At 67.7% G+C, this 20674-nt stretch carries 17 protein-coding genes and 3 pseudogenes; 10 read left to right on the plus strand and 10 right to left on the minus strand.

Annotated features, from left to right (window positions below):
• Positions 1-23: 23 nt before the first annotated feature.
• Positions 24-1382 carry an MFS transporter gene (locus tag OG574_RS09035; RefSeq protein WP_326772713.1) on the minus strand — a complete coding sequence of 453 codons (1359 nt, stop codon included), beginning with the start codon at positions 1380-1382 and terminating at the stop codon, positions 24-26.
• Positions 1383-2066: 684 nt separating this feature from the next.
• Between OG574_RS09035 and OG574_RS09040 the strand changes: the two genes are divergently transcribed.
• Positions 2067-3371 (plus strand): phospholipase D-like domain-containing protein, encoded by a 1305-nt coding sequence (locus OG574_RS09040; RefSeq protein ID WP_326772714.1) that lies wholly within the window; start codon positions 2067-2069, stop codon positions 3369-3371.
• Positions 3372-3539: 168 nt separating this feature from the next.
• Positions 3540-3800 carry a hypothetical protein gene (locus OG574_RS09045; RefSeq protein ID WP_326772715.1) on the plus strand — a complete coding sequence of 87 codons (261 nt, stop codon included), beginning with the start codon at positions 3540-3542 and terminating at the stop codon, positions 3798-3800.
• Here OG574_RS09045 and OG574_RS09050 read toward each other — a convergent pair.
• Both OG574_RS09050 and OG574_RS09055 read right to left on the minus strand, forming a co-directional pair.
• Positions 3793-4323: a hypothetical protein gene (locus OG574_RS09050; protein ID WP_326772716.1), complete on the minus strand. Its 531-nt coding sequence runs from the start codon at positions 4321-4323 to the stop codon at positions 3793-3795. The two genes, OG574_RS09045 and OG574_RS09050, sit on opposite strands and share 8 nt — an antisense overlap.
• Before the next feature lie 306 nt (positions 4324-4629).
• The gene (locus tag OG574_RS09055; protein ID WP_326772717.1) at positions 4630-5067 is read right to left on the minus strand and encodes a cupin domain-containing protein; all 438 of its coding nucleotides are present in this window, start codon (positions 5065-5067) and stop codon (positions 4630-4632) included.
• 378 nt (positions 5068-5445) lie between these two features.
• On the opposite strand from OG574_RS09055, the pseudogene OG574_RS09060 reads away from it, so the two are divergent.
• Positions 5446-5678 (plus strand): annotated as a pseudogene (locus tag OG574_RS09060) (helix-turn-helix domain-containing protein); the annotation flags it as partial.
• Here the strand turns inward: OG574_RS09060 and OG574_RS09065 are convergent.
• Entirely contained in the window at positions 5565-5876 is a 312-nt protein-coding gene (locus tag OG574_RS09065; protein ID WP_326778847.1) for a hypothetical protein, read from the minus strand. The pseudogene OG574_RS09060 and the gene OG574_RS09065 sit on opposite strands and share 114 nt — an antisense overlap.
• Positions 5877-6252: 376 nt before the next feature.
• Complete coding sequence (locus OG574_RS09070; protein ID WP_326772718.1) at positions 6253-6693, minus strand: hypothetical protein; 441 nt, start codon at positions 6691-6693, stop codon at positions 6253-6255.
• Between the two features lie 225 nt (positions 6694-6918).
• Here OG574_RS09070 and OG574_RS52700 point away from each other — a divergent pair.
• A pseudogene (locus OG574_RS52700) lies at positions 6919-7173 on the plus strand (transposase); the annotation flags it as partial.
• 119 nt (positions 7174-7292) lie between these two features.
• Here OG574_RS52700 and OG574_RS09085 read toward each other — a convergent pair.
• The gene (locus OG574_RS09085) at positions 7293-8966 is read right to left on the minus strand and encodes an FAD-dependent monooxygenase (protein WP_326772719.1); all 1674 of its coding nucleotides are present in this window, start codon (positions 8964-8966) and stop codon (positions 7293-7295) included.
• 1078 nt (positions 8967-10044) lie between these two features.
• Between OG574_RS09085 and OG574_RS09090 the strand changes: the two genes are divergently transcribed.
• Together OG574_RS09090 and OG574_RS09095 are read left to right on the plus strand one after the other, a co-directional pair.
• Positions 10045-11217, plus strand: a complete 1173-nt coding sequence (locus tag OG574_RS09090) for an RNA-guided endonuclease InsQ/TnpB family protein (protein WP_326772720.1) — start codon at positions 10045-10047, stop codon at positions 11215-11217.
• A gap of 274 nt (positions 11218-11491) precedes the next feature.
• Positions 11492-11818 carry an integrase gene (locus OG574_RS09095; RefSeq protein ID WP_326772721.1) on the plus strand — a complete coding sequence of 109 codons (327 nt, stop codon included), beginning with the start codon at positions 11492-11494 and terminating at the stop codon, positions 11816-11818.
• Positions 11819-11820: 2 nt separating this feature from the next.
• On the opposite strand, the gene OG574_RS09100 is transcribed toward OG574_RS09095, so the two are convergent.
• From OG574_RS09100 to OG574_RS09110, 3 genes are all read right to left on the minus strand, one after another.
• Positions 11821-13551 (minus strand): thiamine pyrophosphate-dependent enzyme, encoded by a 1731-nt coding sequence (locus tag OG574_RS09100; RefSeq protein WP_326772722.1) that lies wholly within the window; start codon positions 13549-13551, stop codon positions 11821-11823.
• Between the two features lie 91 nt (positions 13552-13642).
• A complete protein-coding gene (locus tag OG574_RS09105) occupies positions 13643-15226 on the minus strand; it encodes an FMN-binding glutamate synthase family protein (RefSeq protein ID WP_326772723.1) in 1584 nt (527 codons plus the stop codon).
• A gap of 124 nt (positions 15227-15350) precedes the next feature.
• Positions 15351-15749: a PRC-barrel domain-containing protein gene (locus tag OG574_RS09110; protein WP_326772724.1), complete on the minus strand. Its 399-nt coding sequence runs from the start codon at positions 15747-15749 to the stop codon at positions 15351-15353.
• A 1068-nt stretch (positions 15750-16817) separates the two neighbouring features.
• Here OG574_RS09110 and OG574_RS09115 point away from each other — a divergent pair.
• Positions 16818-17039, plus strand: coding sequence for a hypothetical protein (locus tag OG574_RS09115; RefSeq protein WP_100592684.1), 222 nt, complete (start codon positions 16818-16820; stop codon positions 17037-17039).
• 505 nt (positions 17040-17544) lie between these two features.
• Here the strand turns inward: OG574_RS09115 and OG574_RS09120 are convergent.
• On the minus strand, positions 17545-17787 hold the full coding sequence (locus OG574_RS09120) for a hypothetical protein (RefSeq protein ID WP_326772725.1): 243 nt from the start codon (positions 17785-17787) through the stop codon (positions 17545-17547).
• 801 nt (positions 17788-18588) lie between these two features.
• Here OG574_RS09120 and OG574_RS09125 point away from each other — a divergent pair.
• From OG574_RS09125 to OG574_RS09135, 3 genes and pseudogenes are all read left to right on the plus strand, one after another.
• Entirely contained in the window at positions 18589-19095 is a 507-nt protein-coding gene (locus OG574_RS09125; protein WP_326772726.1) for an SRPBCC family protein, read from the plus strand.
• A pseudogene (locus tag OG574_RS09130) lies at positions 19088-19590 on the plus strand (phytoene desaturase family protein); the annotation flags it as partial. The gene OG574_RS09125 and the pseudogene OG574_RS09130, both read left to right, overlap by 8 nt.
• Positions 19591-19814: 224 nt before the next feature.
• Complete coding sequence (locus OG574_RS09135; RefSeq protein ID WP_326772727.1) at positions 19815-20231, plus strand: SseB family protein; 417 nt, start codon at positions 19815-19817, stop codon at positions 20229-20231.
• The last annotated feature ends 443 nt before the right edge of the window (positions 20232-20674 follow it).

Consider the following 20674-nt stretch of genomic DNA (forward strand, 5'->3'; position numbering starts at 1 on the left):
CCCCGGTCCCAGGACCGGCACCCTCACCGTGTGGACTGCTTCCCCGACCCCTGCCGCGGCACCGATCCCCGCCCCTTCCCCACCGTCACCTCACCGTCGGTGCGCCGTGGAACGAGGAGCAGAGCCACCATGGACAGGACGCAGCACCCCAGGATGTAGACGCTGATGCCGACACTCGAGCCGGTGTCCTCCAGGATCGCCGCGGCGATCAGCGGCGCGGGTCCGCCCGCGATGACCGAGGCGAGCTGGTAGCCCAGACCCGCGCCGCTGTAGCGGACGTTGGTGCCGAAGCCCTCGGCGATGAGCGCGGCCTGGGGACCGTACTGGATGTCGTGGAAGACCAGGGACAAGGCGATGGCGAGGAGGACGAGTCCCGGTGTCCTGGTGTTGAGCAGCGCGAAGTACGGGAAGGCGAAGGCCCCGACGCAGACGATGCCGATGCCGTACACGAGGCGGCGTCCGAAGCGGTCGGAGAGATGGCCGAAGACCGGGATGGTGATGAGCCCGATGGCGGCCGCGATGAGGGTGTCGTCGAGCAGGTCGCCCCGGGCCAGCCCGAGATGCTCCGTTCCGTAGGTCAGGACGAAGGTGATGAAGAGATAGAACGGTGCCTGCTCGGAGAGGCGGACGAACGCGGCGGTGATCACCTCTCGCCACTGGTGGTGCAGGACGTCCCACAGCGGGATACGGACGACGGCCTCCTCGCGCTTCATCGCCCGGAAGTCGGGGCTCTCCAGGACCCTCAGGCGTACGTACAGGCCGATGGCGACGAGCACGGCGCTGGCCAGGAAGGGGATACGCCAGCCCCAGTTGTCGAAGTCGTCGCCGGAGGCGGCGCTCAGCCACTTGACCATGCCGGTCGAGGTGAGCAGTCCCAGCGGCACGCCCATCTGGGGCCAACTGGCCATCAGGCCACGGCGTTTCTTCGGCCCCCACTCCATGGCAAGGAGCACCGAGCCGCCCCATTCGCCGCCGACGCCGATGCCCTGGCAGACGCGCAGGACGACGAGCAGGATCGGCGCGGCGAACCCGATCGACGCGTAGCTGGGCAGGCAGCCGATGAGGACGGTGCTGATGCCCATCAGGAGCAGGGTGATGACTAGCGTGGACTTGCGCCCGACCCGGTCGCCGAAGTGGCCGAAGACCGCCGCGCCGATGGGGCGGGCGGCGAAGCCGACGAACTGCGTGGCGAAGGAGGCCAGGATGCCCATGTACTCGGATTGACCGGGAAAGAAGAGGTGCGGGAAGACCAGCGCCGCGGCCGTGCCGTAGAGGAAGAAGTCGTACCACTCGATGGCGGTGCCGACCGTGCTGGCGACCACCGCGCGGTTGCGATGTGTGCGCGCGGTGGACGGTTCCGGCTCTGCTGTGTGCGTCTTCACGGCGACTCCCCTGCCCTTGTGTCGGTCGAGCCACGGCGCGCAGGAACGAAAACTTCCGCGAGAGTGCTCTCATGTCGGGGCCATGTCAAGCACTCGGATTCTTGCCCTCCGCTACCAGATCACTGTGCTGGAGCGTCAACTAGGCAAGAGGCCAGTCCGGTTCACACCGAGTGATCGAGCGTTCCTCGCTGCGCTGCTGCACCGGCTGCCATTGGATGTCCGGCGGAGAGTGCGGCCGCCAGCGTGACCTTGAACACGCCAACATCGAGGGTCTGTTGGGGTTCGGTCAGGGGGCCATCGGACGCGCTTCGGGGGCGGCTGGTCATGCTGCCCTTGCCTTCCCGGCCTTGCCCGGGGTGAAGGAGTTTTCCGCAGTCGTGGCAGCGGACGCGTCACACGCAGGTGCGGCAAGGGGCGCGAGCGCCGGCCCGACGGCACGGACGGGTCGCTACGCCAGGCGATTGTCGCTCCCCACGGTGACCACTCATTGGTCGACCAGCAGAGCAACACCCCGCGGTTGCTCCCCTGCTCAAGGAATCCTGCGATGCACAGTGCACGGACTTTACGTGTTTTTCGGAACAATCGGTGGAACAGTAGTAGATTCCGCTGACGGCGGCATCGCTCCTGCGGGCCTCTTGCGGCAACCCGACTCTTCATCACCAACAGCCCAGCGAAAGGCCGCCCATGAAGCGAGCGTTCACGTCCATCACCGCACTGGTCGTCACTGCGCTGTCGCTGACAACAGCGCAAGCCGCGGTCAAGACGGCCAAGCCCCCGCTCAGTTGCGAGTCGCGGCCGTTCACCTCCAGCCCGGGCCCGCGCTTCAATGACCCGGAGGACCCCGCAGCCCAGATGAAGGTCATGGGCCCGATCATCGAATCGATCAACAGCGCCAGCTGCGGGCAGACCATACGCGTCGCCATGTATTCGATCAGCAACGCACAGCCGGGCCCGGACTTCGCCAACGCCCTGATCGCCGCGCACCAGCGCGGCGTCATCGTCAAGGCGCTGATGGACGCTCACAGCGACAATACGATCTGGCAGTCGATCGTCACCGAGTTGGGCAACGACCCGCGAGCCTCCAGCTTCGCCGCGCTGTGCCCGGGCGGCTGCCTGACCCACTACGCCGGCTCCGCCCTGCACGCGAAGTACTACATGCTGAGCGGCGGGAGCGATGCGAACAGGACAGTGACCGTCAGCAGCGCCAACCCCACCTCCGCCCAGGCCAGCACCGCGTGGAACAGCAGCGCCACCGTCAAGGGCAACGTCGACGTGTACAACTCCTACGTCAGCTACTTCACCGCCATGGCCAAGGGGGCGCTCAACGGCCCGGGCCCGCTGGCACCCGACTACTACAACTCCACCAGCGCCACGGCCGCCAGGACACTGTCCCCGCCCTCCTACCAGTGGCCCAAGGCGCGCACCAGAAGCGACACCTGGGTCGACTTCCTGAACAACATCAAGGCACCGGCCACGATCAACATCGCCATGTTCCAGTGGACTTCTCACGGACAACCGGGCGACCGGAACTATCTGGAGCTGCCGAAGAAGCTGGTGAGCCTGGCAGGAACCGGCGTCAAGATCCACATCCTGATCACCGCCGGCCAGGTCGATGACAGCGTGCAGAGTTACCTGAAGAACCGGCCGAATATCGACATGCACGACACCAGCCACGGCACCGACGCGAACGGCAACGCCCTGCACTACACGCACAACAAGTACATGATGGTCAGCGGCAATTACGCGGGGGCCGCCAACTCAAAGCTCGTGTTCGTCGGTTCCTCGAACTGGACGAGCAACGGCGTCTGGCACAACGACGAGTCGGACCTGAAGCTGGTCGGCCAGTCCAGCTACGACACGTTCATGACGAACTGGCAGGACCAGTACGACCGCTGCTGCGGGACCGCGGCACGGCAGTCGAGCGCCGAGGAGCGCGCCGAGAATACGGCACGAGAGATTCCCATCGATCCGAGGCAGGTCCAGGAATAGACATTCCCGGCCTGAACAGCGGCAGTGAGCTCCAACTTGGGTGGTCCGGCGGGTAGTTGGGGTGCGTGGTGTCCGGACGTGAAGATGCTCCTGGTAGACGAGGTCACGACCAAGATCGCCTGTCCACCAGGAGCTTCCGCGTGCCTGTCTGCCCAGCCGGAGTCGATCGTGAGGGGCTCAAGAAGTCCTCGCCGCAGAACCGCACATCCCACCGGACAGGGGGCGGTCCAGCAGGCCCGCGAGGCCACCAGGGCACTGGCCGAACACGGCGGACAGGTCCGGTTCCTGCTCCGCGACCGGGACGCGAAGTGCACCGCCTCCTTCGATGCCGTCTTCACCGCCGAGGACGTCGACATCCTCCTCAGCGCCCCAGGCACACCCAAGATGAACCCGGTGGCCCAGCGGATCGCGCCGGCGGCGCTCAAGTAGCCATGGCAAGCGGCACAGGCGAGGTGAGCGCCTCCAGCCGCTTGATCTTCCTGCGGACGACGTACAGCGGGATCACCCCGAATGCCCCGAAGGACATGTCGATGACCGACCACCAGAAGGGGATGCCTCGGAGCGGTCCGCAGATCAGGGCCAGCGGGACGATGCCGGCGCAGGCGATCATCGCGAACTCGACGACCCAGATGTTGCGGACCGGGTCGCGGTAGGGCCCGTAGAAGGCGACGGCGATCACGAGGTGCGCGAACGCCAGCCAGTCCGTGCCGTACAGCAGGAAAGGGTACTCCTCGTCGGCGACGTCGATCCCCTGCCGTACGTGCTCGATCCAGTCCATGAGCGCGGGCAGGTGCTCCGGCACGGACAAAGACCTCAACAGATCCTCGGCCCAGTGCAGTTCGTGCACCAGAGGGAAGGCCGTCGCCCCGCTCAGCACGAGGCAGACGACGAAGAGGACCAGCCACGCACGGATGCCCTTGAGAAGGGCGAGTCTGTCACCACTGTCGCTCATGGCAGCAGCGTACGCCTTACTTGAACGTGTTCAAAACTCGCCTTCGTGCGACCAGGGTCGATCGTTGGCATCAGGCAACGTTCGGACCCACGCTGATGCCAACTGGTGCCGTATCAGGCAACGTTTGCCCTGTGGTGATGCGACGCGCCGCTCGGGTGCCGGCGCAGCAGTGCGTCGCCATGAGTCGGCCCGTGGGCAGAACGCGTGCGGGTTCGTGAAATCGATGACGATGGAGGCCGGAGGTTGCTGCAAAGCCCGGCGCCTGGATCCGTGTTCCGGACTCCGCGCACTTGTCGATCTCGCGGGTCATTCTTCGGAGGGACGCGGGGCGCGCAGGTGCGCCCGTTCCTTCAGCTCCTCCTCGTCGACCAGCCTGAGCATCGGCTGACCCGGCGCGCACACCATGGTCACCACGAACTTGGTCGGTGCGTCCGACAGGGCGTTGCCGTCCTGGTAGTGGATCACGTCACCGCCTGGCTCCCAGAACGTCCCACCGGCCTCGACCACACGTTCCGGCTCACCCTCGAGCTCGAACCGGACCGCGCCCTCCATCACGTAGCCGAACGCCGGGCCCGAGTGACGATGCGGAGGGAGCCCGGGGTGACCGGGAGGCCACTCGACGAGGATGGTCATTCCCGAAGCACCTTCGGGAAAGAAGGGCGGAGTGACTTCCTGCAGCAACTTGACTTCGGGCGGCAGGGAGACCTCGTGGGCGCTCCCGTGCTCTGGGTTCTTCGCTGACATAGACCACACCTCCGTAGGCCTGCCCGGAATGGACGATCTTGCGTCGGCCACCGCATTCCGGACCGGTGTACCGACCCACTCGTTCGGCGGTGACCAAGTTCGCCGGTTCCCGGCTCACAGGACTCGCTTCGCGATGAGGACGGCCCACAGCCCGCACCCGTGACAGGCCGTGTGCCTTCTGCCTCGCCCAAACGGTCTCGACACCACCCTGCCTCCCGTCGACGGCCGCCACCATCCGGGAGCCAGCGGCATCGAGACCGCATCGCGCCATGTCATCGGCGGGCATCCAGCGCCGTATCAGGCAGCGTCTGCCCTGTTGTGATGCGACGGGCCGATCGGGTGCTGGCGCACGCGGTGCGTCACCATGACGCTGTCCGGGTGGCAGAACGTGTGCGGGTTCGTGAGATCGATGACGATGAAGGCCGAGGTTGCTGCGGATCATCCGCAGAGGCACCGGCTCGGTCGTGACGTGGCGGCGGGCCCAGATGGCACTGCTGTCAGCACAGGGCATGGCGGTGGCGGAGATCGCCCAGGTGACGTTCACCAGCGCGGACCGGGTCCACGATATGATCCACGACTTCAACACCGACGGCTTCGAATCGCTCCACCCCAATCGCCGACGGCGAGGTCACACCCGAAGACGGTGAGCCGTGCTCCGCGAGTTCAAGTTGCACTACAACGGGCATCAGCCACACCAGGCCTTGCATCAAGCCGCCCCGCTCCGCCCACTGCCCGAACCGAAGACCGAGCCAGGACAGCTCACGCACCTGGAGATCCACCGACTGGACCGACTCGACGGAACCCTTCACGAGTACCAACATGCAGCCTGAGCTGGGCGAATGAATAATCCGCACCCGCAATGTGGGAGTGGACCAGCGACTCGGCCAGGCCTTCCCAGCAGAAGAACTGGGGCGTCACCTACGCGCAGGGCCGCAAGCGATGCGACGAGTTCCCCTTCTCCGCCACGTATGAGGGCCGGCCCAGTCGCTGACGGAGTACGACCCGCAGCGCAAGGCCCCGAAGAACAACTTCTCCGCACGGCCGATCCCGAAGGAGGACAACGGCGCCGGCGGGCGCACCATCGCGGACTTCTACCGCCTCAACCGCATCATCGACGGCTACATCATCAAGGTTTCCTGACACCACCACGCCCCCGGTCCCCGCCCCAGCGGGGACCGGAAGGTGTCACGCAGGCCAGAACTGCAGCAGGTAGCGCTCGGCGTGGACCGGGACTTCCTGCTCGGCCAGTTCACGAACCCGCTCGCGACCGCTCACATACACCCGTACATGCCAGCGCCGACCCACGTCACCGAGCTCAATCGCGCCCTCGCAGGGCCCACCGTAGGTCCACACCCCGACCTGGCCGGACGGGACATCCATGCCCGCCTCGCCCTGGGCCTCCCACACCCCGCCGTCCACAGGCGGCTGGTCTTCCCACACCTCCACCGACAAGGCCGGGGTGTGGGTGTGGCCGCCGCTTTGCAGATAGACGCGCTGGCCGCATGCGGCGACGAACGGGGCGCCATCCTCCGGCTCGTCCCGTTCACTCGTGTCGTCCCCATCCTCCAGCCACAACGCGTAGAAGTCGACGTCCGCATCCATCTGCTGCCTGCTGACCAGACCCATCGGGCGGGCACACCCCTTCCTCGCTGCCTGCGACCCTACCGATCAGCCCAGCCCCGGCCGGCCCGAAGACCGGGCCTTCCTGGCCGCACTGCTGAGCCCGCTACCTGGGTCGGTGCTTCGCCGGCTGCGGTGCGGCCGGAAACGGTGCTGTGCCGGCACCGCGACCTGATCAAGAGGGCGCCACGCACAGGCCCTCCTGGGCCCTCCCAGTGCGCCCGGCGGGCCAGGCGTAGGCGTCTCCCGCGTCGAGCGCGGCCGGGTGGTCGGGGCCGAAGTATTCGGTCACGGACGGCAACAGGTCGCTCAACTCGACGTATGCCGACTCGGACGACACCGGTGGACCATCGAACGCACCGTGTCCTGGCTCGCCGGCTGCTGCCGCCTCCACCGCCGCTACGAGCGCAAGCCGACCACTTCCTGGCCCTCACCAGCATCGCCTGCACCCTCATCTGCTACCGCAGACTCACCCGAGTGAGATGACTTCTAACGTGACAACACCCTCCGCGGGGCTGACGGCCTGTGGACGGGTGCCCCTCGATCTTCGGGGGCGCACGCCCGTAGGGCCGTCACCGGCGGCGCTCCGCCCGCGGCAGCGGGAGTCAGGCGAAAGTTCGGCGCAGATGCGCCGTCAGGCGTTCCGGTACGGCCGGGTGGAAGCGTCCGGAGACGTAGCCGTCCGGGCGGATCAGAAGGGCCTCGCCGTCACGCGGTGCATAGGCGTCGCGGAACTCGCCCGCCGCGTCGCGCACCCGCGGCGGGCGCAGGCCGACCGGGCGGGCGTCCTCCGGTACCTCTGCGGCGGTGACCAGATAAGCGTCGAGCAGGCCGTGGGCGGCGCGATGCGCCTCGGCGGCGCACGCCTCGAGCCGGGCGACGCCGTCGCCCGAGGCGTGCTCCGAGCCCGCGAACAGCAGCAGCACGTGCCGCGGGGTGCGCAGCAGGTCGAACAGCCGCCGCGGGTAGGCGGCGAGGTCGCTCAGCAGGCCGCGGCAGTCCGGTGCCCGGTCGCCGGGGACGGGACCGGCTGCGGGTGTGCCGTCCACCGCCTGCGGCTGGATCAACGGGCTGTCCGGGTAGGCGACCAGCAGCTGGGCCTGGCGCCGCAGAAGCATCTCGGCGTCGTCCCCGCTGCTGATGAGGCCGGAGTGGGCATGGCGGACGGTGCGGGCATGGCGGACGGTGCGGCCGGCCACCTCCTGCGCTACCGGGTGGCGTTCGGCGTGATAGCTCTCCAGCAGGTCGTCCGTGGCCAGACCGCGGACGGTCAGGGCCAGCTTCCAGGCGAGGTTGTAGGCGTCCTGCACGCCGGTGTTCAGGCCCTGCCCGCCGATCGGCGGGTAGATGTGCGCGGCGTCCCCGGCGACGAAGAGGCGGCCGTTTCGGTAGCGGTCCACCATGCGGTGGCTGGTCCGGAAGGCGGACGACCAGCGCAGCGTGGAGGCGGTCGTCACCTCCGGGGACAGCCGGTCGAGCGCGGCCTGGATCTGGCCGAGGCCCGGTCCCTGACCATCCCCCAGGCCAAAGACGGTCCCGTCCGGCGCGCTCGAGCCGTCTTCGCCTCCGGCTTGGGCGCCGGGGCGCAGCATCGAGAGCCAGTACCGCCGAACGCCCGGCATCGGAATGCAGACGAGCATGTCGTCCATCGCACCGTTCGCGTCCAGGTGCACGGCCCGCATGCTGTAGCCGGCGGGCAGCTCCCAGTCGACCTCGACGTCGCCGATCATGTACTGCTCGGGGAAGGCCTCGCCCTCGAAGGTCAGTCCGGCCGCCTTGCGGACCAGGCTGTGCGCCCCGTCGCAGCCGACGACGTAGCGGGCGTGCAGACGCTCGGTCCGGCCGTCGGCGTGCGCGAGGACGGCCTCGACCTCGTCCGGACGCGTCTCCACCGAGCGGAGCTCGGTCGGCCGCTCCACCTGCGTGCCGAAGCGCGCGAGATGCTCGGCGAGCAGCCGCTCGGTCGCGTGCTGGGGCAGCGTGGCGAAGGGGTAGGGAATGTCGGGCGGCAGTGTCAGCTCGACCCGGGGGCGAGGCTTGCCGTCGATGTAGACCAGCTGGCCCAGGTGCGGCACCGCTTCGTCCAGCACCCCGCGGACCAGGCCCATGGCGTCCCACACCTCCAGCGTGCGGGGCAGGACGCCGATGGCCTTGGCATGGGGTTGTGGGACGGCCAGCCGATCGACGATGCGACAGTCCACGCCGTGCCGCCGCAGCTCGGCCGCCGCCGTCAGGCCCACCGGGCCCGCGCCCACCACAAGTACGTCGACATCGGCCATGATCAGGCTCCCTCGTCGTCCGGATTTTTTTCCCGAGCCAGTGTGCTTAACCAGGTTGCGCCGACCAGAAAGGGTTGACGTTCCCCCGCGGTGCGGAACCGAAGGAATCAAAACCTTTTCTTTACCAATAGCCTACCGAGCCGAATGAGATGACTTCTTAGTGCTTCAGTTGGCGAATCTGAGCATCACAGTTGGCTGCCTGAGGGGGAGCCAAGCACGTACTTACCGGGCCATGACCCCCTTGGTGTACATCCGTGTGACCTCTGCGAGGTGAGATCCCGGAGTGGGACACCAACTCCATCTCCGGCCCCTACATGACAGAGGCCAGAGCCTCGCCCGCCGGGGAGACCGCCTTCATGTCCGCCAACGCCCGTAGGGCCACGGCTGCCACTGTGACGCCAACGCGGGTTCGGACGCACTGGCACGTGTGACGGCCTACTTGCCCGTCGCCACAGCTGCGACCTCTGGTCGGTCCTGTGACCTGAGGTTCTTGTGCACCGAGCTCCACTCGGGGTGTGACGGATCTTCGCCCCGTGGCGCAGGGCCGGGTGAGCCGACTGGTCCCTGTACAGGCGCGACTGCAATAGCCCGCCCGTGCCCAACCCAGTACACACGACGCCACGGAGGAGCCGTGGGCAGGGAGTTCTGGCGGACAGTTCGGCTGGCCATCGAGAAGGACAACTGGACGGCGCGCCTTGTCGTGTTGCTGTGCATCACAGGTGCCGCTTTGTTCGGCACCTACACGATCGGCGCTGTGAGGTAGTCAGGGCAGCGGTGCTCGGACAGGCTGAGCGCTAGCGCGGCCGAGTGAAGCGCTCAGTCACACCGGGAATTCAGCGGATTCTTGCGAGGAACCCTGGGCGTTTACGCCCGGGAGGAATCGCATCCACGGGGTGTGACGCGGAGCGTCGCCGTGACGTGCCTCAGGCCATGACGGCCGCGCAGCCGCCCGGGGGCGTTCCGGCGGAGCCGGGCTACGGCGGTGTGCGCGGGGCGAGTCGGGGTGGGTGTCGCTCGTTCGGGTGAGGTGGGGCGAACGTGTGGTGGGTCTTCGTCCAGGTGTATAGGTTCGCTGATCGTGAAGCTGGTGGTGCGGGTGAAGCTGCTGCCGACGCCCGTACAGGCGGCGGCACTTGAGGCGACCCTGCACGCCTGCAACGAGGCCGCCACCTGGGCCGCGTCCGTCGCCTTCGAGAACGAGGCGCGACGTCCGCTTGAGCTCCGCAAGCACACCTATGCCGAGATCCGGGCCAGGTGGGGCCTGGGCGCGCAGGCCGCCCAGCACGCCATCAAGAAGACCTGCGACGCCTACACCACCCTGAAGGCGAACCTCCGGGCGGGACGTTACGGGCGGCCCGGGACCAAGCGGCACACTCGCGCCTCGGGCAAACCGGTCGTCTTCCGGCCCCAGTCGGCGCAGCCTTACGACGACCGGATGCTGTCCTGGCAGCACCAGGCACGCACCGTGTCGATCTGGACCACCGCGGGCCGGCTCAAGGGCGTGCGGTTCACCGGGCAGGCCGAGCAACTGGAGGTCCTGGCTGCGCACCGCAAGGGTGAATCCGACCTGGTGCGCCAGGGCGGGAAATGGTTCTTGATCGCGACCTGCGAGATCGCCGAAGCCGCCCCGAACGCCCACCCGGCCGGGTTCCTCGGCGTCGACCTGGGGATCGTGAACATCGCGGTCACCTCCGACGGCGAGCGCCACTGCGGTCGCCGGATCAACCGCAAGCGGGAACAGGATCGCAAGCTGCGGTCCAAGCTGCAGAACAAGCAGACCAAGTCCGCCAAGCGGCGGGCGAAGAAGCATGCGGGCAAGGAAGCCCGGCGCGCCAAGGACATCAACCACAAGATCAGCAAGCGGATCGTGGCGGAGGCTGAACGCACCGGTCGCGGGATCGCCCTGGAGACACTCACGGGCATCCGCGAGCGGGCACGGCTGAGAAAGCCCCAACGCACCACGCTCCACTCCTGGCCGTTCGCGCAACTCGGCTCGTTCATCGTCTACAAGGCGAAGCGGGCCGGGGTGCCGGTCGTCTACGTCGATCCGGCGTACACCAGCCAGGAATGCTCGAAGTGTCATCACACCGAACGCGGCAACCGGCCTGCCCAGGCTGTTTTCTCGTGCCGGGTCTGCGGCTTCGTTGAGCACGCGGACTGCAACGCGTCCCACAACATCGCCCACCGCGGGTGGTACGTGTGGGTCTGCGGGGCTCAGTCAACGGCCCCCGAACTCACCCTCATCGCGTGAGTCCTGGACGCAGCCGAACCCATCACAGCCAGTGATGACTCGAGCAGCAAGCCCGGTCGTTTCACGACCGGGTAGTTGACCGGTCATGCTTTCACGCATATGCAGTAATCCAGGTCCAGGTCATCAATGTCGTTGATTGCCTGTGCCGCTCGAAAACACGATTCGGGACCTGCCCTGGCAGTTTCCCGACCAGAAGAGCGGCCCGCACAGCATCTGCGACGATCCTTCGACGCCACTGTCCACCGTCACCGCGCCCATTCGGAATCTGATCACGGTGCCCACACCCGTACTGCGCGGCCGCGTGGCCAAGGACGAAGAGGTCCTCGCGTTAGGGCACGAGAACGCGGTACTGGGCCGTCAGATCGCCCGCGTCCGCCACGAGCCCGCAGACCGGATCTGGTTCGCCACGCTCTCGCGGTTCGTCCCGCGCGAGCGCCGTCGCCAGGCCTTCACGGTCACCCCCACCACACTCCTGGCCTGGCACCGCCAACTCATCGCGAGGAAAGGGACATTCACCCGGCAGCGCCGCCCCGGCAGACCCTCCACCGCGCCCGCCATCAAGCAGCTCATCCTGCGCTGGGGCGCGGTTTCCCGGGTCTGATGTCAGCGTCCGCCGGGACTGGTGAGGTTCTCGCGGATCTTGGCGATGGCGAAGCCCCAGCCCTGCTGGATGGTCGGCTTGGCGGGCACGGCGATCTCCTCCGGGTTGGTGAGGACGTCCAGGAGCACCGGTCCCGGCGTGGCGAGGGCCCGGCTGACGCCCTCGGCCAGGTCCTCGGCCCGGCTCACCCGGATGCCGGTGATGCCGAGTGCCTCGGCGACCGCGGCGAAATCCGGGTTGTCGAGCTCCGTCCCGAATTCCGGCAGGCCCGCCTGCTCCTGCTCCAGCTTCACCATGCCGAGGCGCTGGTTGTCGAAGACGACGAGCTTCACCGGCAGCCGCCGGCTCCGGATGGTCATGAGATCGCCGAGGAGCATCCCGAGTCCGCCGTCACCGCAGAAGGCGACGACCTGCCGGTCGGGGTCCAGGAGCTGCGCGCCGATCGCCTGCGGCATCGCGTTGGCCATCGAGCCGAGGTTGTAGGAGCCGAGCAGGCGGCGGGATCCACGCATCTCGACGAAGCGTGACAGCCAGACGGTCGCCATGCCGGTGTCCGAGGTGAAGACGGCGTCGTCGGCCGCCAGGGCGTCCACGGCGGCGGCGAGCGCCTCCGGGCGTACCAAGTGGTCGCGGTTGTCGAAGGCTGACCGCACCTTGCCGATCAGCCCACGGTCGTGGCCGGGCGCGGCCAGCCGCTGCTGTCCCTGCTGCCATGTGCCGAACTTCTCGCGCGCGTCGTCCAGGTGTTCGCGGTCCTTGCGCCGCTCCAGCCGCTCCAAGAGTCCCCGCACCGTGGGACCGACGTCGGCAGCGAGGGCCACGTCGACCGGGACACGTCGGCCGATGTGCTCGGCGACCCGATCGACCTGGACGACCTTTTTGCCCTGCGGGTACCACTCCCGGTACGGAAAGTCGGTGCCGAGCAGCAACAGGGTGTCCGCTCCGTCCATCGCGTGCGCGGCGGCCGGATTGCCGATCAGCCCGGTCTGGCCGACTTGGTAGGGGTTGTCGCCCTCGAAGCCTTCCTTCGCCTTGAGCGTCAGCACCATGGGCGCGGCCAGCCGCTCGGCGAGGGCGAGAACGTCCTCGCGGGCACCGCGCGCTCCGCGACCGACGAGCATCGTGACCTTGCCGCCGTCGCGGAGGCCATCGGCCGCCGCGTCCAGTGCCGGATCGTCGGGCCGGTTGGCGGAACCGGCTACGGAGAGCCGGGCCGGCCGGTCCGCCGGCAGTTCCTGGTCGCCGATGTCGCCGGGGACGGTCAGCACGGCCACACCGCGCCGCCCGATCGCGGTGCGCACCGCGATCTCCAGCAGGCCGGGCATCTGCTCCGCGGACGTGACGGTGGCGCGGAACACGGCGACATCGCGGAAGAGCAGATCGTTGTCGACCTCCTGGAAGTAATCCGTGCCCACCTCCGCGAGAGGCACCTGGCCGGCGACGGCAAGCACCGGGGTTCCGCTCTTCGCCGCGTCGTACAGACCGTTCAGCAGGTGCACGGAGCCAGGTCCCACGGTGCCCATGCAGACCCCGAGGGTGTCGGTGAGCTGGGACTGGGCCCCGGCGGCGAACGCAGCGGCCTCCTCGTGCCGGCATCCGACCCATTCGACGGACCCGGACGCGCGGATGGCATCGGTGAGGGGATTGAGAGCATCCCCCACCACGCCGAACACATGGCGTACTCCGAGTTCCTCCAAGGCGTCGATCATGACGCGGGCCACGGTTCGACTCATCGGGTGTGTCTCCTCTCTAACGACTCGAACGACTCGAAAAGCTCGAATGATCGGTGCGCGTTGCCGTCAGCGCTGTCCTCAGGTACCGCCGTCAGGAGGCAAAGGTGTCCGGATCCGCTGACTGCCAGTCGGCAGCCCAGCTCTCGGGCGGTTCGGCGAGCAGTTCGCCCGGGGACAGCCACTCGTACAGTTCGGCATAGGACCGGAACCCACCATGGTCCTCCCGGCGCCGTAGCAGCCGAGGGCCCAGTTCCGCGATGTCCCGTACGCCCATCGCCGCCATGATCTGCAGCGCGCTGTCAACGGTGGCCTGTTGGTAGCTCGCGAGGCGCGCGGCCTTGTCGACGACGTCGAGGGCGCGGGCCCGACGCGGATCCTGGGTGGTCACACCGGTCGGGCAATGGTTGGTGTGACAGCGCTGGGCTTGGATGCACCCGACAGCGAACATCATCGCCCGGGCCGCGTTGGTGTAATCGGCGCCCATGGCCAGGCGCTTGACGATGTCGGAACCCGTCGCCACCTTGCCGCTCGCACCGATCCGGATCCTCTCCCGCAGCCCCGCACCGGTCAGGGCACTGTGCACGGTGAAGAGGCCATCGGTGAGCGGCATGCCGAGGTGGTCGGCGAATTCCAGCGGCGCCGCACCGGTGCCGCCCTCCGCGCCGTCCACCACGATGAAGTCCGGAGTGATCCCTTCCTCCCGCATGGCTTTGCACACGGCGAGGAACTGTGTCCTCGATCCGGGGCACAGCTTGAAACCCACCGGTTTACCCCTCGCCAGTTCCCGCATCCGGGCCAGGAACCGGACGAGTTCGCGCGGAGTGGAGAAGACTCGGTGGTACGGCGGCGACACTATGGTCTCGCCCTCGGGGACACCTCGGACCGAAGCGATCTCGGCGTTCACCTTGCTGCCCGGGAGGACACCTCCGATCCCGGGTTTGGCCCCCTGCGACAGCTTGAGCGACACACAGCGCACGGACGGATGGGCGGCCTTCTCGGCGAACTGCCGTGCGTCGAAGCCCCCGTCACGGGTACGGCAGCCGAAGTAACCCGTGCCGATCTCCCAGACGAGGTCGCCGCCTGGGCGCAGATGGTACGTCGACAGCCCTCCCTCGCCGGTGTCGTGTGCGAACCCGCCGCGTGCCGCACCCGTGTTCAGAGCAACGACGGCGTTTGCCGAGAGCGAGCCGAAACTCATCGCCGAGACATTGAGAAGGGCCATGTCGTACGGCTCGGTGCAGTCGGGACCGCCGATCCCGACACGGGGCGGCGTGTCGGGCACATCCACCGGGGCCATAGACGGCACGAGGAACTCGTAGCCACGATCATTCATGTCGCGCTCACTGCCGAACGGCTCCTCGGCAGCGACGCCCTTGGCCCGTTCGTAGACGATGCTGCGGGTGTCCCGGTCGAAGGGCCTGCCGTCATAGTTGCGCTCCACGAAGTACTGCTGCAGCTCCGGGCGCAGCCTCTCCATGAGGAAGCGCAGGTGGCCGAGGACGGGATAGTTCCGCAGTACAGAGTGCCGACGCTGGACCAGGTCGTACACACCGGTCAGTGCCGCGGCCGTGAGAGGGGCCGCAGCGAACCACCACCACTGAGATGCCGAGATAGTGAGAAGCAAACTGCCCAGCGCGCAGGCCGTCAACAGCCCTACCGTTGCGAAACGCGTCATTGGTCCTCGTCGTCCTCGTCCAACCGGTGCGCGGCTCCGGCGAATCCGTGTCCGCGTCACTTCTGTCGTGGACACAGCGAGGCCGCCACCCGCACGCCGTGCCCCGGGCTGTGCCCAGGTCTGGTCAGATCGCGGGGCGACCAGGGGGCGTCGGCCCCGCGCCCGGAGACCCCGGAGTCCCCGGCGCGTCGTAGTACGTGCCGACCTGCTCGTGATAGCCGGCGTCGCCCAGGTGCTTGTCCTTGTCGAACTCCGGCGCGCTCTTGATCTGGTCCTTGGTGCGCGCGACCTGAATCGCCGTCGCCTCGGCGTCGATGCCGATGATGGTGCCCGCCGGTAGCAGGACCTCCTTGCCGAAGATCCACACGCCGGTGTCGACAACGATGTACAGCGAGCCGACGTCGTTGGAGTGCTTGTCGACCTTGCCGATGTGGCCGTCCGTGGCCTCGACCTTGTAGCCCGTCAGATCGGCGTTCTGAGTGTGACCAGCGCTGGCCGGGTAGCTCCAGATGTTCTCGGTCATTGTGGCGCCTCCGTACTTCAGCCGCTTTCGTCCAGGCGGCGCGGACTGCACCGTGCGTCCTGTTCAGGCGACAACCTCCGGCTGTCCGAGCTCCCAGCCGCTAAACAAGCCCGTTCGAACATGGCTGGAATCACGGAGACGGAAACAGTGGTGCACTCCGACCGGACGGTGACTGCCGTACCCGCGTCACAATGGCTGTGGCGTGGGTGACTGTGCACGGCGTAACAGCTCCGAGGGCAGCAGGGCGATCTGCCTCGTCACCCACACTCAGCCCAGGGGTCCCAGGCGGTCGGTGTGAGGTCTCAGGACTTTGCCCGTCCAACCGCAACGTGATCGAGCGGCCGGCGAGGGCGAGCCCGACCAGGTAACGGCCGCCGACCAGGCAGACGATCCCGTCGCGATGGACTCGCGGTCGCTCTCGACCGGTTCGCCGGCCGCGAGGATGGCCGTGCCATTGCCGGCCCGGGGCAGGACGGCGGGCGCGGGCGCAGGACCGGCCGGTCGGGCGCCAAGGTGCATGGTCAGGCAGGCCATGCCCTCCGGCCCCCACCCTGGACGGGACGTGGTGACGAGGTGTCCGTCCAGGAGGAATTGGACGCTGCGCTGGTTCGCCCGGACCGTTAGCGTCCTACCGGCAAGCGCCTGGTGGATGCCGACCTGTTGCCTGCTCAATGCCAGGGTGATCTCTCCGCGAGGCAGCACCTGCCCTTCGCACTCGATGGCAGTGTCCTGCGGGGGCAGGATGGGAGGCTCGACAACGCCGACGGACAACTCCGCTTCCTTGACAGGCTGTTCAGAACGCTCGTCGTCGCGGCCGACGGCGGCGTGAGGCCGGAAGAGGCTAGCGACGGGGCAACTCCGCGGCAGGCAGGGGACGTTCCATGCGTCGAGCATGCCCGTCCCCAACTTCCCTCCCTCGCTCCGGTGTACGTGGGTTCCTCTCATGATCTGCCACATGTGCGTATCCGAGCGGTCGTCAAGAGACCCCCGGATCGTGCATGGCGGCGAACGCCGCGGGTACCCGAAGGCGACCGGCACCATCACCATCCGACACTGGAGGCGAATCTCATGGGCCTAGGCGGATGCATTCTGCTCATCGGCGCAGGCGCCATTCTCACGTTCGGGACCGACTGGCAAATGCGGAGCGTCAACCTCGATGTGGTCGGCGCGATCATGATGATCGTCGGCGTCATCGGTGTGCTGGCTTTCACCAGCATCGCCAAACGCAGGCGGGTCGTCGTGCCACCGTCCGCTCCGCTCATCGACGAAGAGCGAGATCGGCGTCTCTGAAGTGAGGCGACAGGATCGCCGCGGGCATCGGTAGGCCACGGGCGATTGTCCGCACCTCGTTGCGTTGGGGCCAGCCTGCCTGCCCAAGACGTTCGGATCGGGGAAGGCGTTCACAACCAGACTGCGCAAGTGGCCAGCTGACGGCAACTGGGAGAAGACGTTCACCGCCCTGCTCGTGCAGGCCGACGCCGAGGCGGCCTCAACGGCGTCGACTCCACGATCACCCGGCCCACCATCCCCGGCAGGGTCCTGGACCGAAGGCGCCCCTGCCGGGGACCGGACGACCACGCATCAGACGTCTCTCCCGGCCAGGTCCACTCACACCGACAAGTTCGCCAAGCGCATGAACTGTGGCCGGTCGTTGGCAGAATGCCTGCTTTCGACAACTGCCTACCAGGCACCTATGTGGAGCGGTACATCGAGCTGAAGCAATGACGTGGCCTGGCCTGGCCGCATTGGAACATCGTGGGTGTCTTCATCTGGCCCAAAGGTGCCAAAAACGCCCCTAGTCCTGCTTGGCGCTCCTCTCTTGTTCGATGAGCTGGTCGGCCTTCTGCTGCGAGCTCGGCTGGTCCGCCAGACCGCCCATGACGTCGGCCACCTTTACGCCTGTGCTGTCGAAATACCGCCCGGCGACCTCCCTCTGCTTCGAGAGTGGCTGGTCCTTCAGCCATCGCTGATTGTCCGCGCTGATCAGGTGCATCAGGGCACTGACCGGGTCCGTGCCGTGACCGAGGACTTCGGTCATGGGGATCTCCTTTCGTAGAAGGGGGCCAGGCACCGAAGGCATGGGGTGGCGGCCGCCGGGCACCTGTACCGAAAATCCTGCCCGAGGGATGCATGGGACAGCCGCAGCCTGCTCACAATGCACTCCATTGAAGGAGCTTGCCGGTCGGCCAAGAGGTGAGGTCAGTGCGATGCGCACGTGTAGTCGAGCAGCGCGAAAGGCCAACCACCCGGTTCCACAGCATGGTTTCTCGTGCGGCCGTGACATGGTTCGCACCGGTCTCCGACCAAGGAGGTGCCGGCCCGGCCTTCGCCGAACCGGGCCGGCCCACCTGTTCTTCGTACGCCCCTGCAATCGACGGGCAAACGAGCCACGGCGTAGGCCGCGTCGTGTCATCCGGTTGCCCCTCAAAAGGCCGATGAGACCGCTACTTACGGGCGTACTTCAGGCGAATACATGGCGGGGGTCGGCGGGCGCTCGCACCCGCCCCCCCACAGGTCCATGAGAGTGACGCCGCCGTGCCGTGACACCGAGCCCCACTCGTGCGGCGGCGTAATCAGCTTCTACGGCTACTCTGGCGCGCCCCCATCGGAGCACCACCGCGCCTGCGGCACGATCTGGACCGAGCCCCCAGCTTCGCCGCAGCCACTTGTCCCTCAGGCAGCGACCCTGCAGTCGGTCCGACCCCGGATGGCAGCCCCGGCTGCCGGCGCACAGCGGCGGCGCCGGATTCGCCCTGAATGCATGGCTATTTTCCGGTTCACTCGCCTTGATCTGGGCACTTGGTTGTGAAATGGGGGCCGAACTCGCTGGAGGTGCGGCGTGGCGGTACGTCATCGGCTGATCAAGGTGGCTCCGCAGACAGTTTGGTCCGTCCTCGCGGACGGCAGCCGATATGCGGAGTGGGTAGTGGGAACGTCGGTCTCCGAGCCAGTGCGGGGGCAGTGGCCACAGGTGGACTCGGCGATCAGTTACGAAGTTCGCGTAGGCCCTCTACGGCTCACCAACGAGACGGTTGTCCGGCAGTGCGAGGAGGGCTCCGTTCTCGGGTTGGAGGCACGAGCAGGCCCGCTGGGAACGGCGCGGATCGCAATCGAGCTCCGCCCCTGGGGAAGGTACTGCCTGGTCATCGTGGACGAGCACCCACTGCAGGGGGTGAGCGGATGGCTCCATAACGTAGCGGTGGAGGCGCTGATCCAACTACGGCATCGCGCGATGCTGGCCCGCCTCGCTCGGGTCTGCGAGGCGCAACCCCAGGCCGAACACCTGGAAGGCCTCCGCAAAAGCCGTAGGGCGGCAGCCCACAGCACTGGCGGCGGCCATGCCTGACGCGGTGGTGATCGGAGCCGGCCCCAACGGGCTGGTGGCGGCCAATCTGCTGGCCGACGAGGGATGGAGCGTGGAGGTACTCGAGGAGCATGCCTGGCCCGGTGGCGCGGTGCGCCACAGCAGGGAGGTCGACGGCGATTTCGTCAGTGACCTGTTCAGCCCCTTCTACCCCCTCGCGGCCGCGTCACCGGTGCTGGCGCGTCTTGGTCTCGAGGGCCATGGTCTGTGCTGGAGCCACGCGCCACGTGTGCTGGCCCACCCGCTCAGTGACGGCAGGTGTGCGGTGCTGGCTCGCGGGATCGACGCCACCGCTGACTCTCTCGACGCCTTTCACCCGGGCGACGGGGACGTCTGGCGACGTCTGCACGAGATGTGGGAACGACTTGGCCCCGACATTCTGGACGCTCTGTTCACCCCCTTCCCTCCACTGCGCGCTACGGCCCATCTCGGCTCAGGCTGAAGGCAGCCGGCGCAGTGCAGGTCCGCACCCGCCTCCACAGCAGCCAATGCCGGCTGTCGGCCTCAGCAGCCAGCAAAATCTCCGCGGCTCAGAGCACTCACCCCTCCCCCATCGCCGGGGTGCGGGCCCGTCCTCGCCGCCGACACTCTGGTGCCGCATAGTTGGATCACTCCCGGGTACCGGAGAGCGGAGACCGCAGACCCCCACCCGGCGAACCCCCGCGCCGGGCGGTCCACTCGGAGCCACGAGGGGACAAACGATGTGTGACGACAGCATCCCCAAGGAACTTTTCGCGGCCGCCGCCCAGGACGCCCTGCGCGATCTCCACCAAGCACCCGACGACCTGGCCGCGCTGGACACGCTGGCCGCCTGCGACATTCTCGTTCCTGAACCTGCAGGACTCGACACTCACGACCACCCGGAAGAGAGCGGACTGACCCTCCCCGTGATCGACGACCCACCACGCCTCCGTGCCGTCCCCGTCTTCACGTCAGCAGAGCGAATGGGCCAGGCACTCCCCGACATTGTCGTAAGTCACCAGATACAACTTGGACTGCTGGCAGCCAACTGGCCCACCGACGAAGACCTGGCGCTCCTCATCGACCCTGGCCACCACGACGGCCTGATCCTCACCAGCAAAGGCGTGCGCGCCCTGCTCGCCCCGCCCCGGACATGACCGCCACCTCACCAAGCGCTCATGACTGGAAAGCAGACCACCACCCCCAGGGTGGCCAAGGCCGTGGCACATGAACATGTCCCCACCTCATGGCCGATGCACTGCCGATGAATCCGTTAGCCACCATCGGCAAGGCCGCCGCCAGTCTGCGGTGGCCCGCGAGTCCGTCGGGCGAGCGCCGTAGCTGCCTGTGCCCCCTTACATCCGGGCGGGCCGCGTGGCCCTCCGAGGATGGGAGCCTCCTCCCAGCGACGATCGCTGCGGCACCCGATTTCTTACGCAGACGGATGCGGTCGGCGGGGGATGATTTCCTGACTACCCAGCATAGGCGCTGCCACCCACCCCGGTGCCCCACGGCTCGCACCGCGCCCGCGCGCCCACTCTCGCTCTGCCGCCATCTTCGTGAGTCCGCACCACGCTGCAGGTCGACGGGGCCCCGCCTC

The organism is Streptomyces sp. NBC_01445 (assembly GCF_035918235.1).
GTDB lineage: Bacteria > Actinomycetota > Actinomycetes > Streptomycetales > Streptomycetaceae > Streptomyces.

What these genes read in the sequence shown, in the direction of transcription:
- OG574_RS09040 (WP_326772714.1), top strand. Translation starts at nt 2,067, where the DNA reads ATGAAGCGAGCGTTCACGTCCATCACCGCACTGGTCGTCACTGCGCTG.
- OG574_RS09050 (WP_326772716.1), bottom strand. Translation starts at nt 4,323, where the DNA reads ATGAGCGACAGTGGTGACAGACTCGCCCTTCTCAAGGGCATCCGTGCG.
- OG574_RS09055 (WP_326772717.1), bottom strand. Translation starts at nt 5,067, where the DNA reads ATGTCAGCGAAGAACCCAGAGCACGGGAGCGCCCACGAGGTCTCCCTG.
- OG574_RS09070 (WP_326772718.1), bottom strand. Translation starts at nt 6,693, where the DNA reads ATGGGTCTGGTCAGCAGGCAGCAGATGGATGCGGACGTCGACTTCTAC.
- OG574_RS09085 (WP_326772719.1), bottom strand. Translation starts at nt 8,966, where the DNA reads ATGGCCGATGTCGACGTACTTGTGGTGGGCGCGGGCCCGGTGGGCCTG.
- OG574_RS09100 (WP_326772722.1), bottom strand. Translation starts at nt 13,551, where the DNA reads ATGAGTCGAACCGTGGCCCGCGTCATGATCGACGCCTTGGAGGAACTC.
- OG574_RS09105 (WP_326772723.1), bottom strand. Translation starts at nt 15,226, where the DNA reads ATGACGCGTTTCGCAACGGTAGGGCTGTTGACGGCCTGCGCGCTGGGC.
- OG574_RS09110 (WP_326772724.1), bottom strand. Translation starts at nt 15,749, where the DNA reads ATGACCGAGAACATCTGGAGCTACCCGGCCAGCGCTGGTCACACTCAG.
- OG574_RS09115 (WP_100592684.1), top strand. Translation starts at nt 16,818, where the DNA reads ATGGGCCTAGGCGGATGCATTCTGCTCATCGGCGCAGGCGCCATTCTC.
- OG574_RS09120 (WP_326772725.1), bottom strand. Translation starts at nt 17,787, where the DNA reads ATGACCGAAGTCCTCGGTCACGGCACGGACCCGGTCAGTGCCCTGATG.
- OG574_RS09135 (WP_326772727.1), top strand. Translation starts at nt 19,815, where the DNA reads ATGTGTGACGACAGCATCCCCAAGGAACTTTTCGCGGCCGCCGCCCAG.